Source organism: Asanoa ishikariensis (assembly GCF_900107455.1).
Classification (GTDB): domain Bacteria; phylum Actinomycetota; class Actinomycetes; order Mycobacteriales; family Micromonosporaceae; genus Asanoa; species Asanoa ishikariensis.
The window spans coordinates 284573-309540 of record NZ_FNQB01000004.1 but is presented as its reverse complement, the minus strand read 5'-3'; the positions used below and the strand labels follow the sequence as shown (position 1 = coordinate 309540).

Sequence of the window (24968 nt, the reverse complement as noted above, 5' to 3'; positions counted from 1 at the left end):
CAGGCGGTCGAGCACCGCGATCACGGTGGCATGCACAGGTTGCGGCCAGCAACCCGCGCGACACGCCTGCACTTTCGGGCGCATTTTTGTGAAGACATGCCGACCTTACGAAGACGTTAGATAGCCAGCGAGGAGACGTTATGCCTATCATCAACGCTTACGATCCTCGCTACGCTCCGCAGGTGCCATCGCCCCTCACCAGCCATCCCATGGGGCAATTTGTACAGCACCCAGCCATTCCAGGCGTGGCCAAAGTTCGCGCACACGACGGGGATCATCTGCTGGTCGAGGCCTTCGAGTCCGCCGCTCGACCCGTCGCTCGCGAATGGAAACTTCCCGCCCAGCAGTGTTCTGTCGTCATTCTTCCGATACAGACTCGGGTGTACTGGCCCGACCACGAAGGCAGCGGCGCGTGGCGCGCCGGCCGCGTCGTAGGTGGCGGTCCGCACCACTACGCGGTGCGTCTACCCAACCGAGAGTTCGACCTACAGATCTCGGCCACAAACCTCTACGTGCGGTGGAACCGGCCGGTCCAGTCACCGGTGGAGGTGCTCGCGGCCGGCGCGAACGAGTCACCATACTTTCGGGACGCCCGGATTCCCATGTTGTACAGCCTGATGTGGCAACGTGCCGCCTCGGCGAACTTCTCGGCTCTGGTTTCATCAGCCATCGAGATCTATCCCCACCAAGTCGACACAGCCCTGACCGTCCTAACTGATCCTGTCCAGCGGTACGTGCTGGCCGATGAGGTTGGTTTGGGCAAGACCATCGAGGCAGGGCTGGTCATCCGGCAGCACCTCATCGACCATCCGTCGGCCCGGATCGCTGTGCTCACTCCGGATCTTCTGCGCCGGCAGTGGAAGGCCGAGTTGCGCACCAAGTTCTTCATCGACGACTTCCCGAACGCGGACATCCGGATCGGGCAACACGAGGCTCCCGACCGCTGGCGCGAGTACCACGGCTTCGATCTTCTCGTGATCGACGAGGTGCACAACCTCACCCGGACCGGCGACCCTCGGCAGGCACCCTACCCGCAGTTGGTGGCCTTGGCGCATTCAGTACCCCGGCTCATCCTGCTCTCCGCGACGCCCGCCGCCGCTCGCCCGGAATTGCACCTCAGCCTTCTGCATCTGCTCGATCCACATCTTTACAAGTGGTCCGATCTGGATCGGTTCCGCGTCCATTTCGAGGATCGAAGACTACTCGCCAATGCCGTTCACGGCCTGAACGCAGAATTTGAGATGTTGCTGCCGCAGGTGCTCGATGAAATCGCCACGATTATTCCCGGCGACGAGACCTTCGACGAGCTTTCGATCGGCATCCGGAAATTCCTCACCGAGTTCGGCGACCTGCACAGCGAAACGGAGCGGCCAAAGTTGGCCGAGGCGTTGGACTTGCTGCGCGCACACATCAGCGAGACGTACCGGATGCACCGCCGGATGATCCGGCACCGCCGCACCGACGTGCTGTCGACACGGGACGAAGACCTGGTGCCCTTCGAGGTCACCAGTCGTAGCCGGCCAGCAAGCCTCGCGCTGGGCAGTCGCCGCGCGCTACTTGCACAACAAGCCCTGCTGGAGTGGCAGCAGCGAGTCGCCCAATGGCTGGTGGACCACGACGACGAGAGGCTTGCCCGCCGTTACGGCCAGGTGCTTGCGATCCTCGCCAGCCGAGTCGACGAACTTTCCGGGGACCTGATCGATGCGCTTCGGTGGCGGATCGACGGGATTGCGGCCTCGGCGAGTAGCGCCGGACTCTCCGTGTCCGAGCGAGCGGTACTTCGCGATGTTCCTGTGTTGTCAACGGAAAAACAGACGTTGGACGAGCTAACCCAGATGACGACCAGCCCCGCGCTGGCTCTCAACGAACTTGGCCGAGTGCTGAAGGGAGCCCAGCGACCGGTCGTTTTCTGCGGCCCCGGGCGGATGGCGGACGACCTCGCTGCGTTGCTCACGCGGCGGACCCCATGGACCATCCTGCGTCACACCGGCAGCCGAGCTGGCGACCAAGTCGCGGCCGACCTCTCGACCTGGCGCCTAGGAACCGGGTCGGCGCTGCTGATCGTGGACGACAGCGGAGAGGACGGGGTCAACCTGCAAGAGGCCGACGTCGTCGTCCACCTTCGGTTGCCCTGGTCGCCGAACCGGCTGGAACAAAGGCTAGGGCGGGTTGACCGGTTCGCTGGCTGGTCGTGGAGCGGCAAACAACCCGCTGCCCAACACTGCGAGTCGGGTGGTGGCTCCGACGAGTCTTTCAACTCCGCCTGGCGCGACTTCCTAGTAGACGCGGTAGGCGCGTTCGACGGCTCTCTGTCGGCGTTGCAAGACCGACTGGACCAGATTCAAGAGCAAGCTTGGGAGGCGGCCGTACTCAACGGGCCGACCGCGATAACCGCGCGGACGGACCAGGTCGTCGCCGAACTGCGCAAGGAGCGGATCGAGATCGAGGCGATGGATGCCCTCGAATCGATCCACGAAGACCCGAACGGGTTGCGGGTCGCCAAGGCGATCGCCCGGATGGAGCTGGGCTGGCAGCGCCAGGAGCGTGCTTTGCGAGCCCTGACCTCCCACACCAGCGGCGGTGTCCGTCTCACCGTCGAACCACCCGGCGAAGCCGTGGTGACGTTCGGATTCAACAGCAGCGCTCCACCGTTGATCTCCCCGCTGGTTCTGGCGCACGGACGCCGCCACCTCCCGGCCGGCAGTATGACTGGAGCGTTCAATCGCAATGTCAGCCTGCACACCACCGATCTACACGATGGTGGCGTCCGACTCTTCCGAATCGGCAATCCGCTAATCGAACTACTCAGCGCCGTCATCGCGATCGACGACCGAGGACAAGCCTCAGCACTGTGGCGCCCTGGCCAGCCACACGAGACTGTGCACTTTGGATTCGAGGTCGTGGTAGAGGCCGACTTGACGTCGGCCCTCGACCACCCCGATGCCGGCGAGGAAGCCCAGCACGCGATTCGGCGGCACGCCGACCTGCTGCTACCGCCTTACATCGAACGGGTCTGGCTAGACACCGCAGGCACCCGAGTTAGCGATGAACACCTCCTCAGGTGGCTGAACCAGCCGTACGGGGCGCGAGACATCAACTTGAACCCCGATCGCGCCACGCCGGTCCTGAACAGCTTCGGCGGCCTCGCGCGCTTCGCGGACGCCGCGCGGACCGCCGAAGCGACTGCTCGCGAACTCCTCGCGAGCAGTGAAGACCTCCAGGCGAAGACTACTGCCGCTCACGCCGAAGGCCGTCGCAAACTGGCCATCCAGCGGGCGCAAGCATTGGCTCGGAAGGCCGCCGGACGGCTGCTCTCCGACACCGAGAGCTATGTGACGAACGTGGACATGACAAACCTCCTAGTTAACGGGCTTCTTCGCCCGAAGATTCGCGTAGTCGCGGCGACGTGCATCGTGGGGGGCAACCAATGGGGGATCGATCGTGCAGCATGACGACTGGACGACCGCACAGTCGATCTGGCAAGCGTGGCCCGACGTCGAGCACATTCCCACGGCCGGCACCTGTCGCCGGCTGCGTGACGCCGTGGCCAGCCTGGAAACCGGCGCAGCGCGCTGGCGTGACGTCGTCGCGTTGACCAGGCAGGTTCTGCTCGAGCATCAGGCCCGCACCGGCGTCCAGGACTCGTTGGTTGTGCCGACAGGTCCTCGCCTACCGACTGAGCAGCAGTGGAAATCGGCCCGCTGCACAGTCCTTCCGACCGGGGAACGCCTACGCATTGGCGGCGAACCCTGGTCGCCCTCACCGAGCCCTGATGCAGCCGCCGAGGACGATTTGTCGCGCGTTTACGCTGGAGTCGCTGGCCGTGAGCGCGATCTGCCAGCTGATCCCTTCTGGACCGAGGCGCTCGGCTTCGGCAATTACTCCTCGTACGGACAGCGAGAGGCCGCTCGTACCTTGGCCACTGCGCCGGCCGGTGGCACCGTGATCGCCTGCCTGCCGACGGGTGAGGGCAAGACCGAGGTCGCGTGGGCGACCGTGCTGCCGGCAATCCGAAATGGTGGTGTCGCGGTCATGGTTGTGCCGACCGTGGTCCTAGCCTTGGACATGGAGCGCCGACTGCGCCGTCGCCTTATCCAACGCGGTGACAAGACTGCCGCGACACGGGCGTTCGCATACACCGGCAGCCTTGACAAGGCTGTGAAGGAGACGATCCGGCAGGACATCCGTACTGGCCAGCAAGGGATGGTGATCGCGGCGCCGGAGGCTGTGACCACCGGCCTGAGTTTTGCGTTGGAAGCTGCCGCGCGGGCTGGTCATTTGACCCACCTGATCATTGACGAGGCACACATCGTCGAGCAGTGGGGCCACGACTTCCGGCCTGAGTTTCAGGCCATCGCGGCTAAGCGCCGGTCGTGGCTAAGGGTTGCGCCGGAGGGGCGCCAGGTGGTGACCATCGCGATGAGCGCCACCCTCACCGCCTCGCAGGTCCACACCCTCAGGGAGACTTTCGGGAAGCCGAGCCCGGTGGAGTTGGTCTGGGCCTCGCACACTCGGGCCGAGCCCATTTACTTCGTCGACGACTTCACCGATCAGGATGCGCGGGACAGCGCGGTCATGGAGGCGATCAACGCGCTGCCGCGGCCGCTGGTCCTCTACACCACCACGCGCCAAGATGCCACAGACTGGGCACGCCGGCTCCGCGAGGCCGGTTTCGGCCGAGTAACTCAACTGACCGGGGACTCCGGTGAGGCTGAGCGGCGCACCGTGATCAACGGCTGGCGCGGCGAGGACGCCTCCGGGAATGAGTCGGCCACCCGCTTCGACGTCGTTGTCGGCACCTCGGCGTTCGGTCTGGGCGTGGATATGGCGAGCGTCCGGTCGGTCGTGCACGCGTGCTTGCCTGAGACGATCGACCGCTACTACCAGGAGGTCGGTCGTGGCGGCCGGGACGGGCGGGCGTGCGTCGCGTACATGGCCACCGCACCGGTGGACAAGAACTTGGCCGAGCGGCTCAGCCGAGTGACCCTGATCGGTGACGACTTGGGCTGGGTCCGCTGGCGGAGCATGCGCGCCAAGGCTCGGGTGGCCGAGGATTCCACGCTGGAGATCGATCTTGCGGAGTTGCCAGCCTATCTGCGCGCCGAATCAGCCCGGAACATCCAGTGGAATGTCCGCCTGCTCAACCTGATGGAGCAGGCGGGGCTGATCCGCCAGGAAGCTCCGGCCTGGCGACGCGACCAAGACGAGGACGGCGAATCGCCTGTCGACCAACAGGCCGTGCTCCGCGTGGTCAGTGAGCGCGAAGGCCAACTCAACAACCAATTTTTCTTCAAGGAGCGGCTGACTGCACAACGTCAGGTGGTGCACGACCAACAGCAGACCGCCCTGCGTCAGCTCAAATCCCTGTTGCGTGGCGAGCGTTGCGTGTCAGAGATTCTCGCCGAGTACTACCGGCTCAGGTGGCAAGGTGGCACCTTGGCCACTGGGCTCTCGTGCCGCAGTTGCCCCCACTGTCGGAAACACCGGGCACCTGACGAACAGACTGGAATGCGCCGACGCGGGATGCTCCCTTGGCCAGCCAGCGCACGCTGGCCCGCTCGCCCGGATCCCTTGGCCCGGTATCGTGGCGGCAGTCCGCTGCTGAGCATCTACTGGAGCCGGCGAGAGCATCTCGACGACCTGCTCCCCGACTTGCTCGAAAAGCTCGTCCGGCTGCGGTGTGGCGTCCTGGGTGGCCCTGGCCTGTCAGAACCCTTGCTGCGCCGGGTACAACGCCGGGCCGCACCCTACCCCGTGATCGTGGATCGCGACGCGAGCCTGCTGGGCATGTACGAGAGCGCGCTTGTCTGGGTTCTCGACGAGACCACCGAGTCCCTGCCAGAAGCTGTAGTAGAGCGGCTTGGCATGGAGGCGCCCACTTACCTTGTACACCCAGCGACTCTGCCCGATCCGCACCGTCCCGGAACACCGCTGAGATACATGAACAAGGCAATCCCGCTCGACATCCTCTCGAAGGACCCCGCATGGTAGCCCTAATCAACGTTGAATCGTCGCTGCCGCGGCCACTCTGGGCGCTCGTCCGGCATCTGGCCGTTCAGCCGGGCCGCAAGCAGCGGCTGGTCGAGGCCAAGGCCATGCTCAGCCCGCCCACCCTCTTCGCCACGACGAAGGAACCCGAGCGACTGGACGACGGCCAGCGCATCTTCGAGAAGGCTTTGAACACAGCCGTGGCGCTCGGCCTCGTGGCTGTGGACGACGAGGTCATCGCGCTCACCGACGACATCGACGGAGATGACATCGCCGGCTTTTACGACATCGTCCGCGGGCGTGTGCTTACTCGCGTCACGCCTAAGGAGGTCGTCGACGACCCCTCGTCTCAGACCAACGGCAAGGACCTCATACGGGCCCTTAGCTGGTTCCTCACCCGAGGAAGCCAACTGGATCCGGTCAGCACAAAAACGTTCAATGCAGAGCAATACAAGGCTTTGGACATCGAGTTCGGCAACCCTCTCCAGAATAAAGAGCGGTGGAACCTCTTTACGTACTGGGCACCCGCACTGGGGTTCGCGGAACCGCTATTGCTGCCATTCGATGACGGAACATCGGGATTGGTCCCAGACTGCACCCGGGCGGTCCGGGGAGCCGTCCGCGGAATGTGGAAACCGGGCACCAAACTCGACGCTCCCACGTTCGTTGCCGGCCTGCTGCACGCCCTTCCAGTTTTTCCCGGCGGCGCGTTCAGCGTGGCGTTAGGCCTCCCCGTTGGGCCTCGGAAGGTGGCGGACAGCCTGGCGTTCGCGCTACAGCGGGGCCGCGAGGGCGGGTGGTTGAAGCTGACCACCTCTTCCGACGCCAGCAATGAAATGCAATTCCTCGATCCTGCAGCACCTGGCGGTATCGGGCTGTTCGCCGATGTCGAGATTGGAGACGTCACCGATGTCTGACCTGGATGAGAGGGTCTGCTGGACGGTCTCCACCGCGATCTCGACGCTGAGTACCGAGGCCGTCAGCCCGTCCACCGCTGTCTTCTTGGCCACCCATGCGCCGCTGCGCATCCGGCGGCGTGATCCGCAGTTGCTCGAGGGCGTGGCTGGGGCGGTGGTGACTGAGGAGGATGTACTGCAAGACTTCTTGAACCGCTCGCCGGGGAACGGCGCCTTGCTCATGCCGGTGATTGGCGAGTCCGGCACCGGGAAATCGCACCTCGTGCGATGGGTCCACGAACGCACCAGCCGGATGCCTGTCGACCACCGGGTAATCATCCATATCCCCAAGGCCAGCACCAGTCTACGGGCGCTCGTTCGGATCCTGCTTGAACGCAGCGACATCCATAGCGAAAAGCTCACCCAATTGCGCAACCAGGTCGACGATCTCGCCAGCGGTATGGACGAGAAGGCCTTGCAGCGACACTTGCTGTTCGCGCTAGCCGAGGCGATCACAGGCGCGCAACCCGGCTCCGACCCGTCCCGCAGGGCTTTGGTGAGTCAGGGCAAGCTGGCTGAGGTGCTCCGCGACGTGACTGTCGGGCACCATCTAACGGACGACCCCGGATCACTGATCCCACGCCTCGCCGCGAGCCTGCTCAATGACCGAGGCGACGGCGAGTCTGACCGGCCCACCCAGTTCACCCCAGAGGACCTGCCGCACATTAGCGACGTCAGCGAGGCCGCCCAGCGGGTCCGTTCACTACTCACTCTGATCATGAGTCGGCCGGAGTTGCAGACTGCGGCGGCGGACCTGATCACTGAAAATCTCTCCACCGCGGTGCAGCAGGTGTTCAAGCTCGGCGGCCGGCTCCAGGACGCCATGCTGACAATTCGCGAGGAGTATCAGCGGCAGGGCAAGGAACTCGTCCTCTTGATCGAGGACTTCGCGGTCATCCAAGGTTTGCAGCAGGACCTGCTTGAGGTCCTGATCGAAGCAGGTGTTCGCGACGGACGGCAAATCTATGCACCGGTCCGGACGCTGATGGCAATCACGTCGGGTTACTACCTCACGCTCACCAAGACCGTCGTCACCCGAATCGAGGCAGCCACCCCGTACGTCTACGACCTCGACACCGACTTCGACGCGGACACGGAGGGACGAAGGCAAACCGAGGACTTCGTCGGGCGATACTTGAACGCCGCGCGCATCGGGGTAGACCGGTTGGAAGCCGCCGGCGTCGCCTACAACGCCGAAGTGCCGAACGCGTGCGTCGACTGCAAGTTCCGCGACAGCTGTCATGAGGCGTTCGGTGTCTCCCCAAGCGGGCACGGCTTATTCCCCTTCAACTGGCACGCGCTTCGGCGAGCTATTCGGAGCACCCCCGCCCGGGGCGAACTAGACACTTTCAACCCTCGCCGGATCATCGGCCGGGTGATTCGTCCGGTGCTCGAGGACGCAGAGGACCTGGCCGACAGACGTTTTCCGGGTAGTCGTTTCCAGGAGCAGTTCCCGTTGGCGCGCGGCGAGGATCCGCTCTCGCCTTTCGTCGCGGTCGAGATTGAAAAACTGGATGCGGTCGACTCTGCCCGCCGGACGGTCATGCTGGAGTTTTGGGGCGGTGCTCCCGCCGAGGTGATTAACCTGGCTTCCGGTATCCACGAGGCCTTCGCCATCCCTGAACTCAATGTCGCCGGGCGCCGAGTTCTCGAGCAGTTGGACGACGAACCACCACGACTGCCGCCCAAGAAGCCGAATGATCACAGGGCAAACTGGACGAGATCGTTGCAGGCCAACGTGAAATCCGTTCTGGAGTGGGCGGCCGGGCGCGAGCCGCTGGAACAGAACGCGGCTATGAGGATCCGTCAAATCGTCGGTACGGCGGTAATGAGCCGTTGCGACTGGAGCACGCCGCTGATGGCCGAACCAGGAGCGGACATCAAAAAGACCGCATGGCCAAACGCTTCATCGGTGGTTTCGATCGAGAACGCCGCAGGAGAGGCGCAAAGCGCGGGCGCTCCGATTCGTTTCGTTCGGAACCAGCACAATGCGGTCTTCTTCGAACATCTGCTGACCCTCCAAGCAAAGGCCGACGCCCCCGGAAACGAATCGGCTCTGCCGCGGCTCGCCCGCCTCGCCGAACTGCACCAGCCTGACGTCATCGCAGCCGTGCTACGCGTTCGCAGCGCGGAGGACGACCGGCTGGTCGCCGCGCTTCGAGTGTCTCTGATGGGCGCCGCCCTGGCCGGCCGCGCATGGCCGGGCATGAAGGACACCGAGCTCGTCGCCGCGGCTTTCGACGAGGGCATCACCTGGGAACTCGGCGACGCCGCGATACGGTCGGACCGCTGGAACACCGCCCTTACCAAGCACCGGTCCGCCCGGCCCGCGATGGTGGCGGACCTGCGCCAACTACTGGGCGCGCGCCAGGGCACGAGCGGCCTCAACGCCCGAATCCTCGATGCCGCCCGCATCATGCCACTCATCCGGCAGGCGGCCGCAGATTGGTCCATCGCGAAGTCGGAAGCAGTCAAGTGGTATCGGGACGCGAACGCGCCACTCACAAAGTTCGACGAACTCGTGGAACAACAGAACAGTGCTCTGCGCGTCATCAGCGAACAACTATCCGGGTGGATCCCCGCCGGCGTGAACGTGAGTGAGACCCTGGACGCGGTCAACCAGGCGTTCAAGGAGGCCAAGGCCACGGGTCTGCTGCCCGGTGGTGAGGACCTTGTGGCGGGCTTCCCTGCGAAGCTCAAGGCCGTACGCGGTCGAAACTCCCAGGTCATCGAGCAGGTGCGACGGGACCTCGAACGACTGGAAAATGCCGAGGACAACGAGTGGAAACGGATCCAGATCACCACGGCTGTCCGAGACCGGGGTGCAGATCTGGGATCGCTGATGGCCTTCCTCAAGGAGTGCGACGCATGGTTGCAGTTCGGCCTGGAGGCGGCGGCGAAGCACGCCGGCGGGCGGGGCGAGGACCTGGCCGAACAGGTGCGCAAGGTGCACACCGAGTGGCAGCAGATCGTGGGCGACATGACGGAGCTGGAGAAGTCAGGTGAGTAACCAGTCGGTAAGCGAGAAGGCGCTGCTGCTCGCCGCCGAGGCCCGCCGGATCGCGGTCAGCCAGTCGGACCAAGTAAACGAGTTCGCGGTGCACACAAAGATCGATACACTCCGGAAGAACCTAGATCAACTCCGGGTCGTGCTCGACGCCGCACGGCAACTCAACGCCAAGGGCGCGGCGATCGACCTGACGGATGCCGATGCCGGGCTCGCTACGTTCCGCGGCCGCTCGGGCAAGGGCGTGCCTTCCAACAAGGCTCTAGATGGCGCGATCAACACCGTGTCTGAGGTAAGCACCAAGATCGGCGCCACCCTGAAGCAGGCCTGGGTCGACTGGTGCGACGCGCGCCTGGGGGAGCTACAGGTAGGTCGGCGCGTCATGCTCGAGGGCAAGGCTGCCCACGACGCGAATCTCTCCCTCCGCGACCTCGAGAAGTTCCGCAACGGCGAACCGCGCGCCGCAGCCATCACTCAGTTCCGGTTGATCCACGACAGCCTTCGCGAGCGGCTCGACGAGGCGCCGGATCCGGACCCGCAACTTGTCGAACTCTTCGGTCGGCTCAACGCTGGGACAACGTTCGACAAGTTGACGGCCGACGACCTCACGCTGATTCACCAGCACAAGCTTGGCTCGACGATCGAAGTCCGGCGGAGGGTGTCGTGAACGACCGCCTACGTTTCACCTCCGAGATTCTCGATGACCTGGAGAACCTCGAGCTGCCGCTGCTGACCTGGGGGATCACCAGCGGAGTCATCTCCCGCGACGAACTGATGACCGTCATCGATCACCACCTCGACAAGCGCGGCGCGCCGGATCTGTCGTCGGACGAGGTGATGGACGAGTTGGTTGATCGCGGCCTGGTGCTCGAGGTGCCGCAAAGCTCACCACGTAGCTACCGGACCCGCCTCGGTGAGGCGGTCCGCCTGACCGCCTCGCTGCGCCAAATCTTTCCTCCTAGAGGCGACCAACGGGTAGGCCGTTGGTGGGAGAGGTCGGCGCGCCTGGTTGCCGACTACCGGCTGCACGTGAACCGGCGCCGGTACCCAGCCCGGGACATTCCCACCGCGGACGTGCTCGCGAGGCTTTCGTCGGCCGGCCACGCGGGCCTCGACGCTCGGCAGAGCGCGGTCGTGGAAGCCCTTCTGGGCGGTCGGAAACTGGCTGGGTTCCAGGTCGCCGCCAGCGTCACCATCCGCGAGAACCTCACGGCCGGTGCGGCACGGGCCGTGATCGTCGGCGCAGGCACGGGTAGCGGGAAGACGCTCTCTTTCTACCTGCCGGCGTTGCTGGCGATGACCGACCACGCCCACGCCGGCGGCACGGGGGTTCACACGCTGGCGTTGTACCCGCGTAACGAGCTTCTGCGTGACCAACTCCGCGAAGCGGTGGGCAACACCGCCGTGATCAACAAGGCACAGAACTCGCACGGCAGCCGGACTCTCCGCATTGGAGTTCTCTACGGCGACACGGTCTACAGCGCGACCGATCGCCGGCTGATCCGTCCCGGTGATGGAGCCTGGCGACGACAGGGCACGAATGCCGTTTGCCCATACCTCAAGTGTCCCACCTGCCGGGGCGACCTGGTTTGGGCTGAGGTCGACCGGACTGCGGTTCAGCCACGCGAGCGGCTGCAGTGTGCCGACCCGCATTGCGACCAGCCGGTGATCGAGCACCTGATTCTCACTCGGGACGGCTTGCACCGAAATCCACCCGACCTACTGTTCACCACCACCGAGATGCTGAACCTCCACAGCACAGAGCGTCGGAACGGTCCCCTGCTCGGGTGGTCGGGACCGCGGGGACCACGCTTGGTCCTGCTCGACGAGGCGCATACGTACAGTGGCATGCACGGCGCCCAGGTCGCTCTGTTGATGCGTCGATGGCGCAGCAGGCTCGGTAAGCAACCGATGATGGTCGGCCTGAGCGCGACGCTTCGCGACGCCGCTGATTTCTTCAGCGAACTCACCGGCATCGACCGGCACGACGTCGACTACCTCACTCCCCATCCCGATGATATGGAGGAGGAGGGCCGCGAATATGCCATCGCCCTACGAGTCGACCCGGTTTCCCGGGTCAGCCCTCTGTCGACCACCATCCAGGCCGCGATGCTGCACGCGCGTCTCCTCGATGTACGCGGCTCGGAGTCTCTCTACGGCTCACGTGGATTCGTATTCACTGACGACCTCGACGTGACGAACCGTCTGTTCAACGACCTTTCCGATGCTGAAGGCCAGGCTCCGGGACAACGGAAGACGCCCCAGGTGCTGGCCGGTCTGCGTTCGAAGGACGGTGCCACCAACGAGCAGTACGTGGACGGCCAGTCGTGGGACCTTGTACATCGCATCGGCCGGGACTTGGACCCACAGCTTGTCCGTCATGGTTTGCGCGTAGCCCGGACCTCGTCGCAGGATTCCGGGGTTGACCAAGACGCCGATCTCGTCGTGGCGACGGCGTCACTCGAGGTCGGCGTCGACGACGAACGGGTCGGATTGGTGCTGCAGCATAAGGCGCCCCGCGATGCCGCATCGTTCCTGCAGCGACGTGGGCGCGCCGGACGGCGCCGCCTGACGCGACCCTGGACCGTGGTGACGCTCTCGGACTTCGGCCGGGACCGGCTCACCTACCAGGCCTACGATCAATTGTTCGCGCCAGAACTCCCCGCGCGCAGATTACCGGTCAACAACCGGTTCGTGCTGAAGATCCAGGCGACGCAGGCTTTGCTGGACTGGCTGGGGCGGCGTGCCTCATGCGACAGTCGCAAGGTAGTCAGGGCACCGGCGGCAAATGCCACCCAGGTGCAAGGTACTGAAGCCGTGCTTAACCGGTTGCGGGACCTGCTGGATAACCAGGAACTTCAGGAGGACCTGGCCGTATGGCTGCGGCGGGCCTTGGACATCCCCGCCGACGAGGTGACGGCGCTCATGTGGGAACCGCCGCGTTCGCTTCTGCTCGGCGTCGTACCGACAATCCTGCGACGCCTGGAATCGAACTGGCGGGCGTCCGAACCGGGTGCCCGACCGGGGTCGCTGCTGCCCGAGTTCGTAACTCGTACCCTGTTCGATCCGCTGAACCTTCCGGAGGTGACCTTCCGGTTGCCGTTCCGCACGGCGGACGACGAGTCGATGCCGATTGAGAGCGCCCTGCGTGAGGCTGTGCCTGGTCGGGTCAGCCGCCGGTACGGCCACCGGAGTAGCTACGACCGCACCTGGCTACCGTTGCCCGGCCCCCGGGACGGCGGCGGTCTGGAGATCACCTCGTTCGTCGAACAGTACGACGACGAGGGGCGCTGGCAGCCGCCCGGCCAGCGGTCCATCCACGTGCTTCGCCCGCACGTCATCAAACTGGCCGAGCCGCCGCGTGACGTCAAAGACCAGTCGCAGGGCATTCCGGTGTGGGAGTCCCATTTCGTTCCCGACCATCTCTACGGCGGTGCGATCCCTAAGGCGTCGCTGTGGGAAGAGCGCGTTCGCTCGGTCGGATTCGCGACCAGCGCGGCCGGCAATCCCGTGGAGGTGCGCCGGATGACCACGGGCGCAAGTTGCACGACTCAGATCGGTACGGAGCGAACCACCAGCAAGGTGGAGTACCGCCACCACGGCGAGCCCGCGGCACTCGGGTTCCGGCTTGACGTCGACGCGATCAAATTCACGATCGCCGCGGTGGATCCATCCGACGAACGCGTCGCCGCCTACGTACGCTCGCCTCAATGGCGGTTCCTGGCGTTCAAGGCCGCACTCCTGTCCGACCCCGAACTGGACGACCACGTCAATGTGTTCGCCCGCGGATGGCTGGCCCTGGTGTACACCACCGCGTACGCGCTGAAGCGGTGTGGGGGTGGCCCAAACGATCCCGAACTGGCGCACGGCTCGTTGTCCGACGGACGCTGGTCCGATCAGGTCGACCAGGTCCTCAATGCCATCTACCGCAGCGAGGGCAGCACCGGACCAGATCGGTTGACGAATGACCTGCGGCACCTAGCCACCTTGAAGGTGGTCAGGGAGGCCGTCGACCGGCACAGCCGGCTGCTCTGGTGCGACGACATCGGAGATCAGACGGCCGACCTGGCTCAGCGGGCGTACCGGGACACCGTGGCCGCGGCGATCCTGGCGGCAGCGCAGCGCGCGTGCCCAGACGCACAGGACGGTGACCTCACCGTCGACGTCATCGCGCCAGAGACAGCAGACGGTGTCACCACAATCTGGCTGAGCGAGACGGCGCTAGGCGGACTGGGCCTCGTCAGCCAGTTGGTGCCCTACTACCAGCAGGATCCGCGCCGGTTCTGGTCGCTTGTCGACAACGCCCTGGCTCCTAGTGATTACGAATACCTGCATGACACGCTTACGCAGTTGTTGCGGCGCGTCGTCGACGATCCTCAGTCGGCCGCGGCACGGCAGATCGAGGTGCTGCGTGACCCGCCGTCCGCCGGAGCGGCGGAGGATGCCCTGCGTGAACTGAAGCGGGCCTGGGCTGCGATCGACGGACACCCCAGACAACAGGCCGTGTCGGCACTGTCCGGGCGCCTCCTCCGGAAGGGTACGGACCGAAATACTGATCGGCTCGTTCTTGAGTTGATGAGGGTCTGGGACGAGACCCAGACCCGGCTCGGCTTCGAGGTTGACGCCGCGGTCTTCTCCTATCTGGCGAGCACAGGCCACATCGCCGTGCCCGGCCTGGACATCCACCGGTTCGCTGCGGACCAGGTGTACAGCATGCTGTGGCCGCGCGGCGCCGACGCCCGCTCCCAGCAACTTGTCCACTATCAGCCGTTCGCGCCGAGCCCGTTGCTGGACCGTCTTCTGGTGCAGGCGGCACACGACGAGCGGATGACGCAGATAGACATCACTGACCCTGGATGGCGGGAAAGGTACGCGACGGAGATCAACCGGTCGGGTGCGGTGCAACTGATCGCGCCGGTTGAAACCATGACTGACCTGACCTCCGCCATGCGCCTGGTGCCGACCATTGCGGTGGATCACGGAGCACTGCGGGTGTACGGCCAGGTCCGCTCCGTCGCCCGCGAGGCCGGGAAGATCCGCTGCGTCGTAGAGATTCGGGAGTTCGTTCAGTGACCGACGAACGGGTGGTACGAACAAGTGCGCGTACGGGGGTACGCATCGACGGGATCCTGGCCACGGCGCTGCTGGCCGAACTCATGACGCCCAGTTCGCACCTGTGGCTGGTCTCGCCGTGGATCGGCGACGTCGACGCGATCGACAATCGGAGCGCGGCGTACGACGCCGTCTTCCCCGATCCGTCCAACCGCGTCTACACGCTTGCCGAGGTGCTCGCCGGCATCACTCACGCCGGCGGCCGCCTATCGGTTGTCACCCGTCCGGATAAGTTCAATAGCGTCTTCCTCGCCCGCCTGGACCGGCAGGCGATCACCGGCTCGGTCAGCGTGATCAAGGCCGAAGACGTACACGAGAAGACGCTGTGCGGGGAGGATTGGCTGATCACCGGCTCGATGAACTTCACCTACCGGGGGATGGCGGTCAACGACGAAGCCGTCAGCTATCGCATCGACCCGGCGACGGCCGCCCACGCGAGGCTCGACTTCGAACGACGGTTCGGTGCCGGGACCGGGGCGGCACCGTGAACCAGGAGACCTTCCTAGACGTCTTCTTCGGGCCGGGAAATGACAGTTGGCCCGGGCGCGATCCCGGTGCGGGGGCGGCTGAGTTCCTCGCCGGCTTCATGGCGGACTTCGCCGTCAAAGGATCTAGCATTCCGTACATCCTTCCGCGCAACGAGCCCGGAAAGGCGACCAAACATATCTACGTGATCCCGCGGGACGTCCGGCACGCAAACGCCGTACGCGAATGGTTGAACGCCTTCGTGGTTCCCAGCCACGCTGCGCTCGCCGACCGTCCGGAGCCCCTGCGTGGTGGCGATCCGATCGACGATGCCGTGGCCGCGTTCGTGGGACATCGGCGAGTGTTCGTGCTGGAACACTCCCAGGCGACCTCTCGGGAACTCTGGCGCGCGCTCAAGCGAATGCACCGGGTCATTACCCATCGGCCGGTCACGCACTGGACCGAAACTCTGCCGGTCGGCCGGTTGCTGGCCGAGTTCGAACTCGCGATGGCGGCGGGTGATCACCGCAGCAGCGCTGAACTCTTGAACCGTCTCGAAGGCGCCGGCCTCGGCGGGATGAACATCGCCTACCTGACAGTCAAACGACTGGCCCGGATGGGACGACACAGCGAATTGTTGCGTCTTCCCCTGCTGCGCGACGTGGTGGCGACGCGGCCACCGCTGCCGGTCCGCGAAGCGATCCTGGACGCGCTGCACTCAACGCTGGTGGCCGCCCCCCTTGCCGAGGGCAACCTGGACCGCGCCCTCGAGGTGCTGGAACGCGATGCGTCAGTGGCCCCCGGACTGGCCGACGGACCGCTGACCGATTTTGGGGTCGAGGCCTTGACCGTCTTGGCGCTCACCTCCGCTGGCAGCGGCAACGTCGTTCTATGGCAACGGCTCCAAGCCGACGAGTCGGCTTGGCAGCGGCTGGTCGGTGCGAAGCTCGGCGTCGTCGAGTACCTCGAATCGCTTCATCCGACATTCCGGCCGCACACCGCCGAGCCGAAAGAACTGACGGCGGAAGAGCGGAAGGCAGAGACGCCTACGGCGCCTGGTAGCTGGACGGAACTCGTGGAGGAGATCGCCGCGGGCAGGGACGTCCGGCCGGCGATGGCCGAGGAAGCCTGGCGCTCCTGGGAACCGGCGGTAGCCTCCGACAACGCTCTAGCGGAGTTGCTGAACAGACTTGACGACGACAGCGCCGAGCGCGCCTGGGAGCTAGCTGGGGCGTTCGTCGAAGCTGACGGTTTCGGTCAGCCGGCCAGCCTGACTGCTCGTGCTTTCCTCACCAATGCCCTCACATACAGCCGATTCCGGTTCAGCGACATGGCCGGCATCGTCGCCCTGCTGGAGATCTCGTTGCGAGATGGGCTGGCCGCCGGTGAGTACCGGCAGTTGCTGGCCGACCTCGGCGACGAGTCGGCCAGCTGGGTCAGCGTCAACAACGCCTCGATCGTGTTGGACATCTGCGACGCGATCGCCCGGGCACCAAGTCCGGATCAGGAGGCCCGTCGGCGAATCGCAGAGCGTCTGCTGGCTCCGATGGCAAGCCAACGGACTCGGCTTGAAGCCGACCAACTCGCCCTCGCCCGCATCATTGACGGCGAGCTCGGGTTGGAGCTGCCGTGGGACGTCAAACGGGAGTCCGGCGCACCGGGAACGATGCCGAACACCGCCCGTCAGGTCCTGCTCTACTCGCTGGACGACGGCGTGCTGCGTAGGGCAGGCGATGCGCTGAAGGAGGCGGCGCCCGCACTGGTCATCCAATACAGCAACGACCATGTGGGTAGCCCACGGCTCAAACAGTGGGTCCGCCGGGCGGACGTAATCATCATGGCCACCCGCTGCGCAACCCATGCCGCCACAGGGTTCATCCGCGCCCAGGCGCGCAAGGACACGATCATCAGAGAAGCGGACGGATCGGGCTCGGCGTCACTTCTGCGAGCGGTAGCCTCCGCCCTGTGAGCCGGCAGAGTCCGGGCGTACGCGTCGCGCGTGCGCCCGGACCCTGGTTTCTCGGTCAGCGGAGTTGGCTGGCCCGATAGCGGTTCTGCAGCATGTCCGCCACTCGCTGGATGTCCTTCGGAGTGTTCTGGATGTCGTTCCACTTGCGGACGACACCGTCGCTGAACCTCCATTCGCCCTCGGTCCAGTGGCAATCCTCGGCCACGGCCTTGAGGTCGACGGCGAACTCCTCGGTGCTGACGATCTCGCCTCCGTTGTCACGGACGTGGCTGATCGCGTCCATCAGGTATCCCATGCTGACGATGCCCGCACCGTGCATGAGCCGGGATTTGCGAGACGGCTTGCCCCACGCGTCCGGGAAGGTATCCCTGACGGCGGCCCAGAAGTTGTACAGCAACGTCAGCATTTCCCCGGTGCTGGGCAGCCCGTCGTCGTTGCGATAACGGTAAAGGGCGCCGTCGGAAAGGCTGTTTTCCAGCATCCGAAGCATCGAGTTGTCCTTGATGTATCCGCCTGGGTTGGTCGGGGTCTGAATCATGTGATGCAGCGGGGAACGCACGGCGTCGAAGTTGAGTCGCTCCAGCAGCGTGGCCGGCAGTTGGCGAACACGCAGCGGTGTCGGCAGAGCGCCGGACGCACGAGGTAGCAACTCGTGAATCAGGCCCTTCGGCAGTGCTTTGGTGGAGTTGACCAGGATGAATTGCGAACGCTGGTCAGCGGTCTCGCTGGTGACGAAGGCGTTCACGCTGATCGGGAATCGGTCGACGCGGGCGTCTCGGATGGCGGCGCAACGTTGCTGACCATCCACGATGAATCCAGGCCGTTCGTGGTCCGGCCCGTCGATCAACGGAATGACCAAGGTGCCGGCCTGTACGTAGCCCGGTTCGTCGATGGTGCTGCCTGAAGCCGGCTCGAATCGAACTCGCTCGTCGAACGCGATAACGATGGCGTTGGGAAGCATGGGACTCTCGTCAGTCTCGATGTACCGACGGATTGCCGCCACGTGGCTGAGCGCTTCGGGGCGCTGATAGCCGTGTAGTTCGGTGTTCTGGTCGCGGCGGATGCGGGAAACCGTTGCGATCTGCGGCACCAGCTTGCCGTCGACGGCGAAGCTGAACAGGCTGCGCCCGCGCCCCTGATCGATCTTCAGCGTGGGCAGCCGGAGTTCAGTCGCCGTACCACTATCACGCTCGGAGGTCTCGGTCACGCGGGGTCCTTCCTTGCTTGGCGGGCACGAAGTTGCTGTTCGAAGACGTACAGGTTGTGGAATCCACGGCGCTTGTTGCGTTCGGATCCTCTGAAGATCGCGATCTCAATACCGTGCCGCTGGCAGAGGTCACAAGAACAGTTTCGCCACGGACGGTCGGTGAGTGTCTCACGATATTGACTGCTGCGGTCGGACTTGCCGTCCCAGACGGCGCTGTAGGACGCGAGTGCCTGCACGACGGAGTCGACGTCAGTTTCGTCCTTGTCGTACCGACGGAGTTGATCAAGCGCCTCCCGCTCCAACGCGATCGCCATGCCCTGGCTGATCTCGCCGGAACGGATCCGGGCCCTCAACTTCAGATTGCCATCCACCTGCGGCACCCGCAGGGCGACATAGGTGCGCGACTGCGTGTAGTAATTGTCGCGATCGTCCTTGAACGCCTGCCTGAACGGCGACGTGCTGTCGAAGCTGGTGACTCCGCCCGCGGCGAAGCTCGGAACGTCATCGCACCGGCTGATACCCAGCAAGTGCATCTCCATATCGCTTCGAAGCTCCTGCTTGATGGCGGCGAGGCACGCCAGGATGTCGCGCGACTTGAGCGGCACCATCCCACCGAGGGCGATGTGCCGATAGCCCAGGTCTTGCAGCCTATTCACCGCCTCGGCATAGGACTGCGGGCTCCATCCTTGCGCCACACCGTAAGGGCTGAAGTTCACCCGTCTCGTCGCACATCGGTCCAGGAACGCTTCCGCGAGCTCGAGCGTGATCCGCTGACGCTCCGCCCACCCTCTCCCTTCGGCTTCCGCCAGGCTCGCTGTCGGGTCGTACTGGAAGATGACGTGGTCGACGGAAATGCCGTAGTCGAATCCGCATCCGTCGTAGAAGTCGATAACCTCGTCAACCGTGTACGGCGGCTTCGCCTCCGCGACGTAAGAGAATGCTCCACAGTCCCCCATGATCTTGAGAGGTGTATGCCCGTGGTCCAGGCGGAAGAACCGACGAGCGCCTTCGCGGTAGAGCCGGTGCCGCTGAGCCACGGTGTACTTGCCGGCGCTGCTGCCGGCCTGGCCGTCGACGATGGCCTTTGAGACGAGCAAGCCGTCGAACGGGGCCCCTGTCAACACCTCGTGGGCATAGAGATCGTCCCGCTGTCGCACGCGAAACGGATCGTGCTCCTCGGTCTCGAAGTCGAAGGTCGGATCGACCTGGTCCTGGCTGTCCGGGAAGAAGAATCTCACGCCAACTCCACCCGGGTGTTGCGCTGAACACGGATTAGGTAACTGGACAACTCTTGTATATGTCGGTGCACGTTCTCGATCTCGTTCCAGCGCAGGCCGAGGTCGTCCCACGTGCCTGCGGTCCAGTGGCAATACGGTGCGATAAGGGCCAAGTGCTGCCGGATTGTCTCCGGCGCGTTGGGGCTACGTGGATCAACAACACCAAGGATTCGGTCCATGAGCCGGCCCATCGCGCGAACGCCTGCGCCGTGCATCAGTCTGCTTTTGTTAGCCGGCTTCCCCCACGCGTCCGGGAAAGTATCGCGCACCGCCGCCCAGTAGGTGAACAGCGCCTGCAGGATGCCGTCGAAGTCGGTTTCGTTCCGGCTGACATCCCGATAAGGGAACAGGCATCCGGACGGTGACGTGAGGCTTTCATTGATCATGTTGACGATGACCGTGTCAGTAATGACTGCGTTTGGCGCTTGCTCGCGCGTGGTCGAAGCCCTCTTGATGAGCCCGTGCATTGGAGAGGCGGGGTCCGTGTTGAGCACGTCGCACAGGGCCGCTGGAGCCTTGCGGATCGCCAGTCGCGGCGGGAGAGGACTGTCCACCTCGGGAAGCAGTTCGGTGACAAGCCCGCGCGGAAGCGGCCTGGTGTTGTTGACGCGTAGAAACTGATCACGTTGCAGGCCGACGCTGTCGGCAACGAACGCGGTTACCGGAACTGGGAAGTCGCTGCGGTGAGTCCGTGCAAGGGCGAGCGCTCGCTGCTGGCCGTCCACAATCCAGGCCGGCTTGGGTTTTCCGTCCGCCGGCAGTGGAATCGTCAGTTTGCCGGACGTAGCCAGACCATCGCCAGCCCCCGGCCCACGGCTGGACTCGAACCGCGTCCGCGACGACAGAGCGAGAATAATCGGGTTGGGAAACAGTGATCCTGCGGTGTTCAGGTACTCGACGATCTCCTCCACGTGCCGACGCACCTCAGGTCGTTGGTAGCCGATGAGGTTGCCGGCCTCGTCCCTGCTGACTCGGGAAATGTCGGCGATCCGCAACACCTCGTCGGCGCGCAGCGCGAAAACGAACAGCGGTTGGGTGCCCGTCTGGTCGATGCGCAGGGCCCTCCGGACCAGATGCCTCGCGGAGACGGCTGTCGACGTCATCCCTGCACCTCCCCGGCGATCGCTGCGAACAGGGCGTGGAAGCGGGCTTGTTCGCAGGATTGACCTGACGCGCGCAACCTCCGCAGAAGACCCGTAGCGGAACTACGTCCTTCAGCGAGAGCCCGGCGGATGTACTCACGCACTTCGTCGTCGCCCAGTTTCTGTCCAGCCGGCCGCCGGCCCGGATCCGGAGCAGCCGCTTCGGTAGCCTCCTGAGCGAGTTTGCAGAGGGCGCTGTACGAGAACCTGTCGCCTGCGGCGCGGAGAAGATGGTTAGCAGCGCGGACGTTGAGCGCCTGCATGCTGCCGCCGACCACCGGACGCAGCGCACCCGTTACCGGCACAACGAACTCATCGAGTTCCGTGCAGCGATTGGGCGGACCGAAGATCGCGAATTGTTCGCGGTCGTTCAAGCAGGCGACAGCCTCGCGGAGATCGTCGGAGCAGGCCCGCATGTAGGACTCAGACAGCACCGCGATGATGACGCCCTGTGGGTTCTGCCGCGCAAGATCGGCGAACGATCGGGGGCCAGCCTCCGCGGACCAATTCCATCGGGTGAGCTGCCGCCACCACTCACGCATCTCCGTTGGCGACGAACCAGCGGAGTCGTCCGCCCCAGGGGCGAAGGTCGCCGCGTACGGAGCAAGCGGCGCGTCTGCGGCGACAAGCCCGTAACCGGCGGAGCAGACCCAAAGGTTCGCGGCGCTCGAAAGAGTCTGCCGGAGGGCACGGGCACCGTGCCAGTGCTCCCCGGCATAGAGATCGATCGCCGGGACCCTGGGGCAATCCGTAGTCGCGAGCCGTTCCGCCCAGACCGGGAACCGTTGCTGCGCCGAATGAACCTTCAAGCCGCCGAGCCGGAGCTCGTCTGGCACCGCTGCGGTCTTGCGATTGGCACAGGTGACGATGACGTGGATCGGCGAGATGACGGAAGCAGCGTTAGACATCACGCGTTCCCGTCGTCGGTGGCCGTCCAGTCCAGCCGCGCGAATGCGGCGTGATTGTGGATGCTCTCGTCATTGACGACCCGGGCCCGGAATCGAGCGATACGCACGTCGCCGCGAAGCACAACGGCGACATGGCGTGCCATGTCCTCGACGAAGACAGGGTTGTCATAGCCCGCCATCGTGACGTGCCGCTCGTCGGGCCGCTTGAGCAAGGCATACACCGGTGATGATGCCGATGCTTCCGCGACATCGATGAGGTCGTCGAACCAGAGCTGCGCACCGGTCGCTGGTTCGACCTCGATGGTGACGTAGCCACGCTGGTTGTGTGCACCACGGTCGCTGATCGCCTTGCTGCAGGGACACACGCTCGTCACCGGAACACGGACCTGCAACAGGAGCGAGGCAGCGCCCCCACTCGTCGCAACCGTCAAAGTGCATTGGTACTCGGAAAACGAGCAGGCCCCGGTAACCGGCGCCCGACGCTCGAGGAAGTAGGCGAACGACAGTCGCACCCGGGCGTCGCGAGTGCCAAGCCGGGTACGCACGTCCTCGGCAAGGCTGATCGCACTCGTCGCATCGAGTTGGTCCCGCCATGCATGCAGCACTTCCACGAAACGGCTCAGATGTGCGCCCTTGACGTCTGCCTCTATGCCGACGGACATGTCGACAGTGGCGACAGTCTCGCGCTTGACGCCTTGACCGTCCGCAATCAGCAGCGGATACCGAAGACCTTCGATTCCGACGTCGTCCAGGGTGACGCCTCGCTCGTCCGAGAGTCCCTGCACGTCCGGCAACATCACTGCTCCCCTCGATAGACGCAGCCGGATGTGCACGTCTCGCGCACCATCACGGCGGACACCGGCAACTGGCCTATGAGCCGATCCCAGATCCAGCGGGCAAGCACCTCGCTGGTCGGATTCTCCAGGCCCGCTACCTCGTTGAGGTAGTAGTGGTCGAGTTGAGCGTGCAAAGGCTGGAACGCCTTCTTGAGGTCGCCGAAGTCCATCACCCACCCGGTTTGCGCGTCGACCTCACCCGAGACGTGTACCTGAACTCGATAGGAATGGCCGTGCAACCGGGCGCACTTGTGTCCTTCCGGCACGTTGGGAAGCCGGTGTGCGGCTTCGAAGGTGAACTCCCGGAATATTTCCATCAGGCGATTCCTATGTACTTGTGCGTCTGCAAGCTCAAACGCCATTGCGGATGCTTCATGCAGTAGCGAACCGCGGCCTCGGTGTTCGCCACCCGGTCCGGTCCGTCCATCGGCTGAAGCATGAAGTGCTCGAACTCCAGGTCCTCGAACAATTCGGGCTCGGCGCCCGCCTGCGGAAAGACCAACTTCAGGTCGTGTCCTGCGGTCAACACGACCGGTGCGCCAGCTTTGGGGCTGACGCAGATCCAGTCGAGACCGGCCGGCGCCGGGCGAGTGCCGTTGGTCTCCACGGCCACCTCAAAGCCCAGATTGTGCAGGGCGTGTACGGCCTCGTCGTCGAGTTGCAGTAGCGGTTCGCCTCCGGTGCAGACGACATAGGGCCTGCTACGTGGATGCGGTTCGCCCTCCCAAGTGCGGGCGACCGCAGCGGCCAGATCCGCCGCGGAACGGAATCGCCCACCTCCGGGGCCGTCTGTGCCGACGAAGTCCGTGTCGCAAAACTGGCATAGGGCACGATGCCGGTCCTGCTCCCTGCCGGTCCACAGATTGCAGCTAGTGAACCGACAGAACACGGCCGGCCGGCCGGCATGCGTGCCCTCGCCTTGCAGCGTGTAGAAGATCTCCTTGACCCGGTACACCACGACTCACCCGGCGGCGGGTGCCAGTGCCGGGTCAGAGAGACCGAGCTCGGCGAACCCACGTCCCCGTAGCAGGCAAGAGTCACACGTCCCGCAGGCCCGATCATCGGCTGGGTCATAGCAGCTGTGCGTCAGCGAGTAGTCAACACCAAGCTCCAGGCCACTACGAATCGTCTGGGCCTTCGTCAGTTCGATAAGCGGCGTGTGGATGCGCAACCGCTGACGCCCTTCCACTCCCGCCTTCGTGGCTAGGTTCGCCATCGCCTCGTAGGCGGCGATAAACTCCGGACGGCAGTCCGGGTAGCCGCTGTAGTCAAGCGCGTTGACGCCAATGAACACGTCTGAGGCGTCAAGCGTCTCTGCCCACGCGAGGGCGAAGGACAGAAAGATGGTGTTACGTGCTGGCACGTAGGTGACCGGAATGTCTTGGCTCAGCTCGTCTGCGCTGGCGTAGTGCGGCACCGCGATCCCGTCGTCCGTGAGGGCCGAACCGCCGAAGGCCCGCAGGTCGATGTCGGCGATGACGTGCCGACGGACGCCGAACTGCTCAGCTACCGCAGCCGCGGCCTTCAACTCGACCGTGTGGCGCTGGCCGTACCGGAAACTCAGCGCATACGCCTCGTACCCCTCGCGCAGCGCCATCGCGAGCACCGTAGCGGAGTCAAGGCCACCGCTGAGGAGGACCACGGCCTTCGGCTTCGTGTCAGACATGCGCGCTACCTTCCTTTGCAGTAACTACGGTGAACCAACAGACAGCTCAGCCGCAGTTTCTTGGATCTAGTGGCGCCAGCCTACCGAACCGGGAAGAGCCACGGAACGAGGTGGGCCGCACGACACGCGGGAACACCAGTTCGATTTTGGACGTTGCACCGCACATCGCTGACCGCCGGCGATGGCGGCCAGCCGCGCGAGCATTGAGCCAACCGGCGGCAGGCGCGTGCCGCGGCCTCCTGCAGTTTCGGGGCCTCGAAGGCTCTTCACGCCAGCGCAGTATCGTGCTATCTGCACAGCCAGAACGGTTGGCGCCGAACCGAGGGCAACCTTCTTGCGACTGGTCCGCCGCCGCGTAAACGCAGACCCCTGGGTCTCGCGCATCCGGTCTAGCGTCGGCAGCACCACCGGTGGGCTTGTCGAGCGACGCGGCGC

The 24968-nt window shown here is 64.9% G+C and carries 16 protein-coding genes; 8 read left to right on the top strand and 8 right to left on the bottom strand.

Annotation, left to right across the window (positions count from 1 at the left end; translation table 11 throughout):
• The first annotated feature begins 140 nt into the window (after positions 1–140).
• The 8 genes from dpdE to dpdD are packed head-to-tail and all read left to right on the top strand — an operon-like array spanning position 141 to position 17497.
• Positions 141–3452, top strand: a complete 3312-nt coding sequence (dpdE, locus tag BLV39_RS34115; RefSeq protein ID WP_090801386.1) for a protein DpdE — start codon at positions 141–143, stop codon at positions 3450–3452.
• A complete protein-coding gene (gene dpdF, locus BLV39_RS34110) occupies positions 3442–5991 on the top strand; it encodes a protein DpdF (RefSeq protein ID WP_090801384.1) in 2550 nt (849 codons plus the stop codon). Before dpdE ends, dpdF begins: the two co-directional genes overlap by 11 nt.
• Positions 5985–6905, top strand: coding sequence for a protein DpdG (dpdG, locus tag BLV39_RS34105; RefSeq protein ID WP_090801382.1), 921 nt, complete (start codon positions 5985–5987; stop codon positions 6903–6905). Before dpdF ends, dpdG begins: the two co-directional genes overlap by 7 nt.
• Complete coding sequence (gene dpdH, locus BLV39_RS34100) at positions 6898–9954, top strand: protein DpdH (RefSeq protein ID WP_090801379.1); 3057 nt, start codon at positions 6898–6900, stop codon at positions 9952–9954. The genes dpdG and dpdH overlap by 8 nt, the downstream gene beginning before the upstream one ends.
• Positions 9947–10618 carry a hypothetical protein gene (locus BLV39_RS34095; protein ID WP_090801377.1) on the top strand — a complete coding sequence of 224 codons (672 nt, stop codon included), beginning with the start codon at positions 9947–9949 and terminating at the stop codon, positions 10616–10618. Before dpdH ends, BLV39_RS34095 begins: the two co-directional genes overlap by 8 nt.
• Complete coding sequence (dpdJ, locus tag BLV39_RS34090) at positions 10615–15024, top strand: protein DpdJ (RefSeq protein ID WP_239083540.1); 4410 nt, start codon at positions 10615–10617, stop codon at positions 15022–15024. Before BLV39_RS34095 ends, dpdJ begins: the two co-directional genes overlap by 4 nt.
• On the top strand, positions 15021–15551 hold the full coding sequence (gene dpdK, locus BLV39_RS34085; RefSeq protein ID WP_239083541.1) for a phospholipase D-like domain-containing protein DpdK: 531 nt from the start codon (positions 15021–15023) through the stop codon (positions 15549–15551). Before dpdJ ends, dpdK begins: the two co-directional genes overlap by 4 nt.
• Entirely contained in the window at positions 15548–17497 is a 1950-nt protein-coding gene (gene dpdD / locus BLV39_RS34080; RefSeq protein WP_090801375.1) for a protein DpdD, read from the top strand. The genes dpdK and dpdD overlap by 4 nt, the downstream gene beginning before the upstream one ends.
• Positions 17498–17552: 55 nt before the next feature.
• Here the strand turns inward: dpdD and dbpB (BLV39_RS34075) are convergent, their stop codons facing one another.
• Genes dbpB (BLV39_RS34075) through queC form a run of 8 tightly spaced genes read right to left on the bottom strand, consistent with a single transcriptional unit; the run spans position 17553 to position 24554 of the window.
• The gene (gene dbpB, locus BLV39_RS34075; protein ID WP_090801373.1) at positions 17553–18704 is read right to left on the bottom strand and encodes a DGQHR domain-containing protein DpdB; all 1152 of its coding nucleotides are present in this window, start codon (positions 18702–18704) and stop codon (positions 17553–17555) included.
• Positions 18701–19942, bottom strand: coding sequence for a tRNA-guanine transglycosylase DpdA (dpdA, locus tag BLV39_RS34070; RefSeq protein ID WP_090801371.1), 1242 nt, complete (start codon positions 19940–19942; stop codon positions 18701–18703). The genes dbpB (BLV39_RS34075) and dpdA overlap by 4 nt, the downstream gene beginning before the upstream one ends.
• On the bottom strand, positions 19939–21084 hold the full coding sequence (gene dbpB / locus BLV39_RS34065) for a DGQHR domain-containing protein DpdB (protein WP_090801369.1): 1146 nt from the start codon (positions 21082–21084) through the stop codon (positions 19939–19941). Before dbpB (BLV39_RS34065) ends, dpdA begins: the two co-directional genes overlap by 4 nt.
• Complete coding sequence (locus BLV39_RS34060) at positions 21081–22031, bottom strand: hypothetical protein (RefSeq protein WP_239083542.1); 951 nt, start codon at positions 22029–22031, stop codon at positions 21081–21083. The genes dbpB (BLV39_RS34065) and BLV39_RS34060 overlap by 4 nt, the downstream gene beginning before the upstream one ends.
• Positions 22031–22828, bottom strand: a complete 798-nt coding sequence (gene folE2 / locus BLV39_RS34055) for a GTP cyclohydrolase FolE2 (RefSeq protein ID WP_090802797.1) — start codon at positions 22826–22828, stop codon at positions 22031–22033. The genes BLV39_RS34060 and folE2 overlap by 1 nt, the downstream gene beginning before the upstream one ends.
• On the bottom strand, positions 22828–23184 hold the full coding sequence (gene queD / locus BLV39_RS34050; RefSeq protein WP_090801367.1) for a 6-carboxytetrahydropterin synthase QueD: 357 nt from the start codon (positions 23182–23184) through the stop codon (positions 22828–22830). Before queD ends, folE2 begins: the two co-directional genes overlap by 1 nt.
• Positions 23184–23822, bottom strand: a complete 639-nt coding sequence (gene queE / locus BLV39_RS34045) for a 7-carboxy-7-deazaguanine synthase (RefSeq protein ID WP_239083543.1) — start codon at positions 23820–23822, stop codon at positions 23184–23186. Before queE ends, queD begins: the two co-directional genes overlap by 1 nt.
• Before the next feature lie 6 nt (positions 23823–23828).
• On the bottom strand, positions 23829–24554 hold the full coding sequence (queC, locus tag BLV39_RS34040; RefSeq protein WP_275414249.1) for a 7-cyano-7-deazaguanine synthase QueC: 726 nt from the start codon (positions 24552–24554) through the stop codon (positions 23829–23831).
• Positions 24555–24968: the final 414 nt, after the last annotated feature.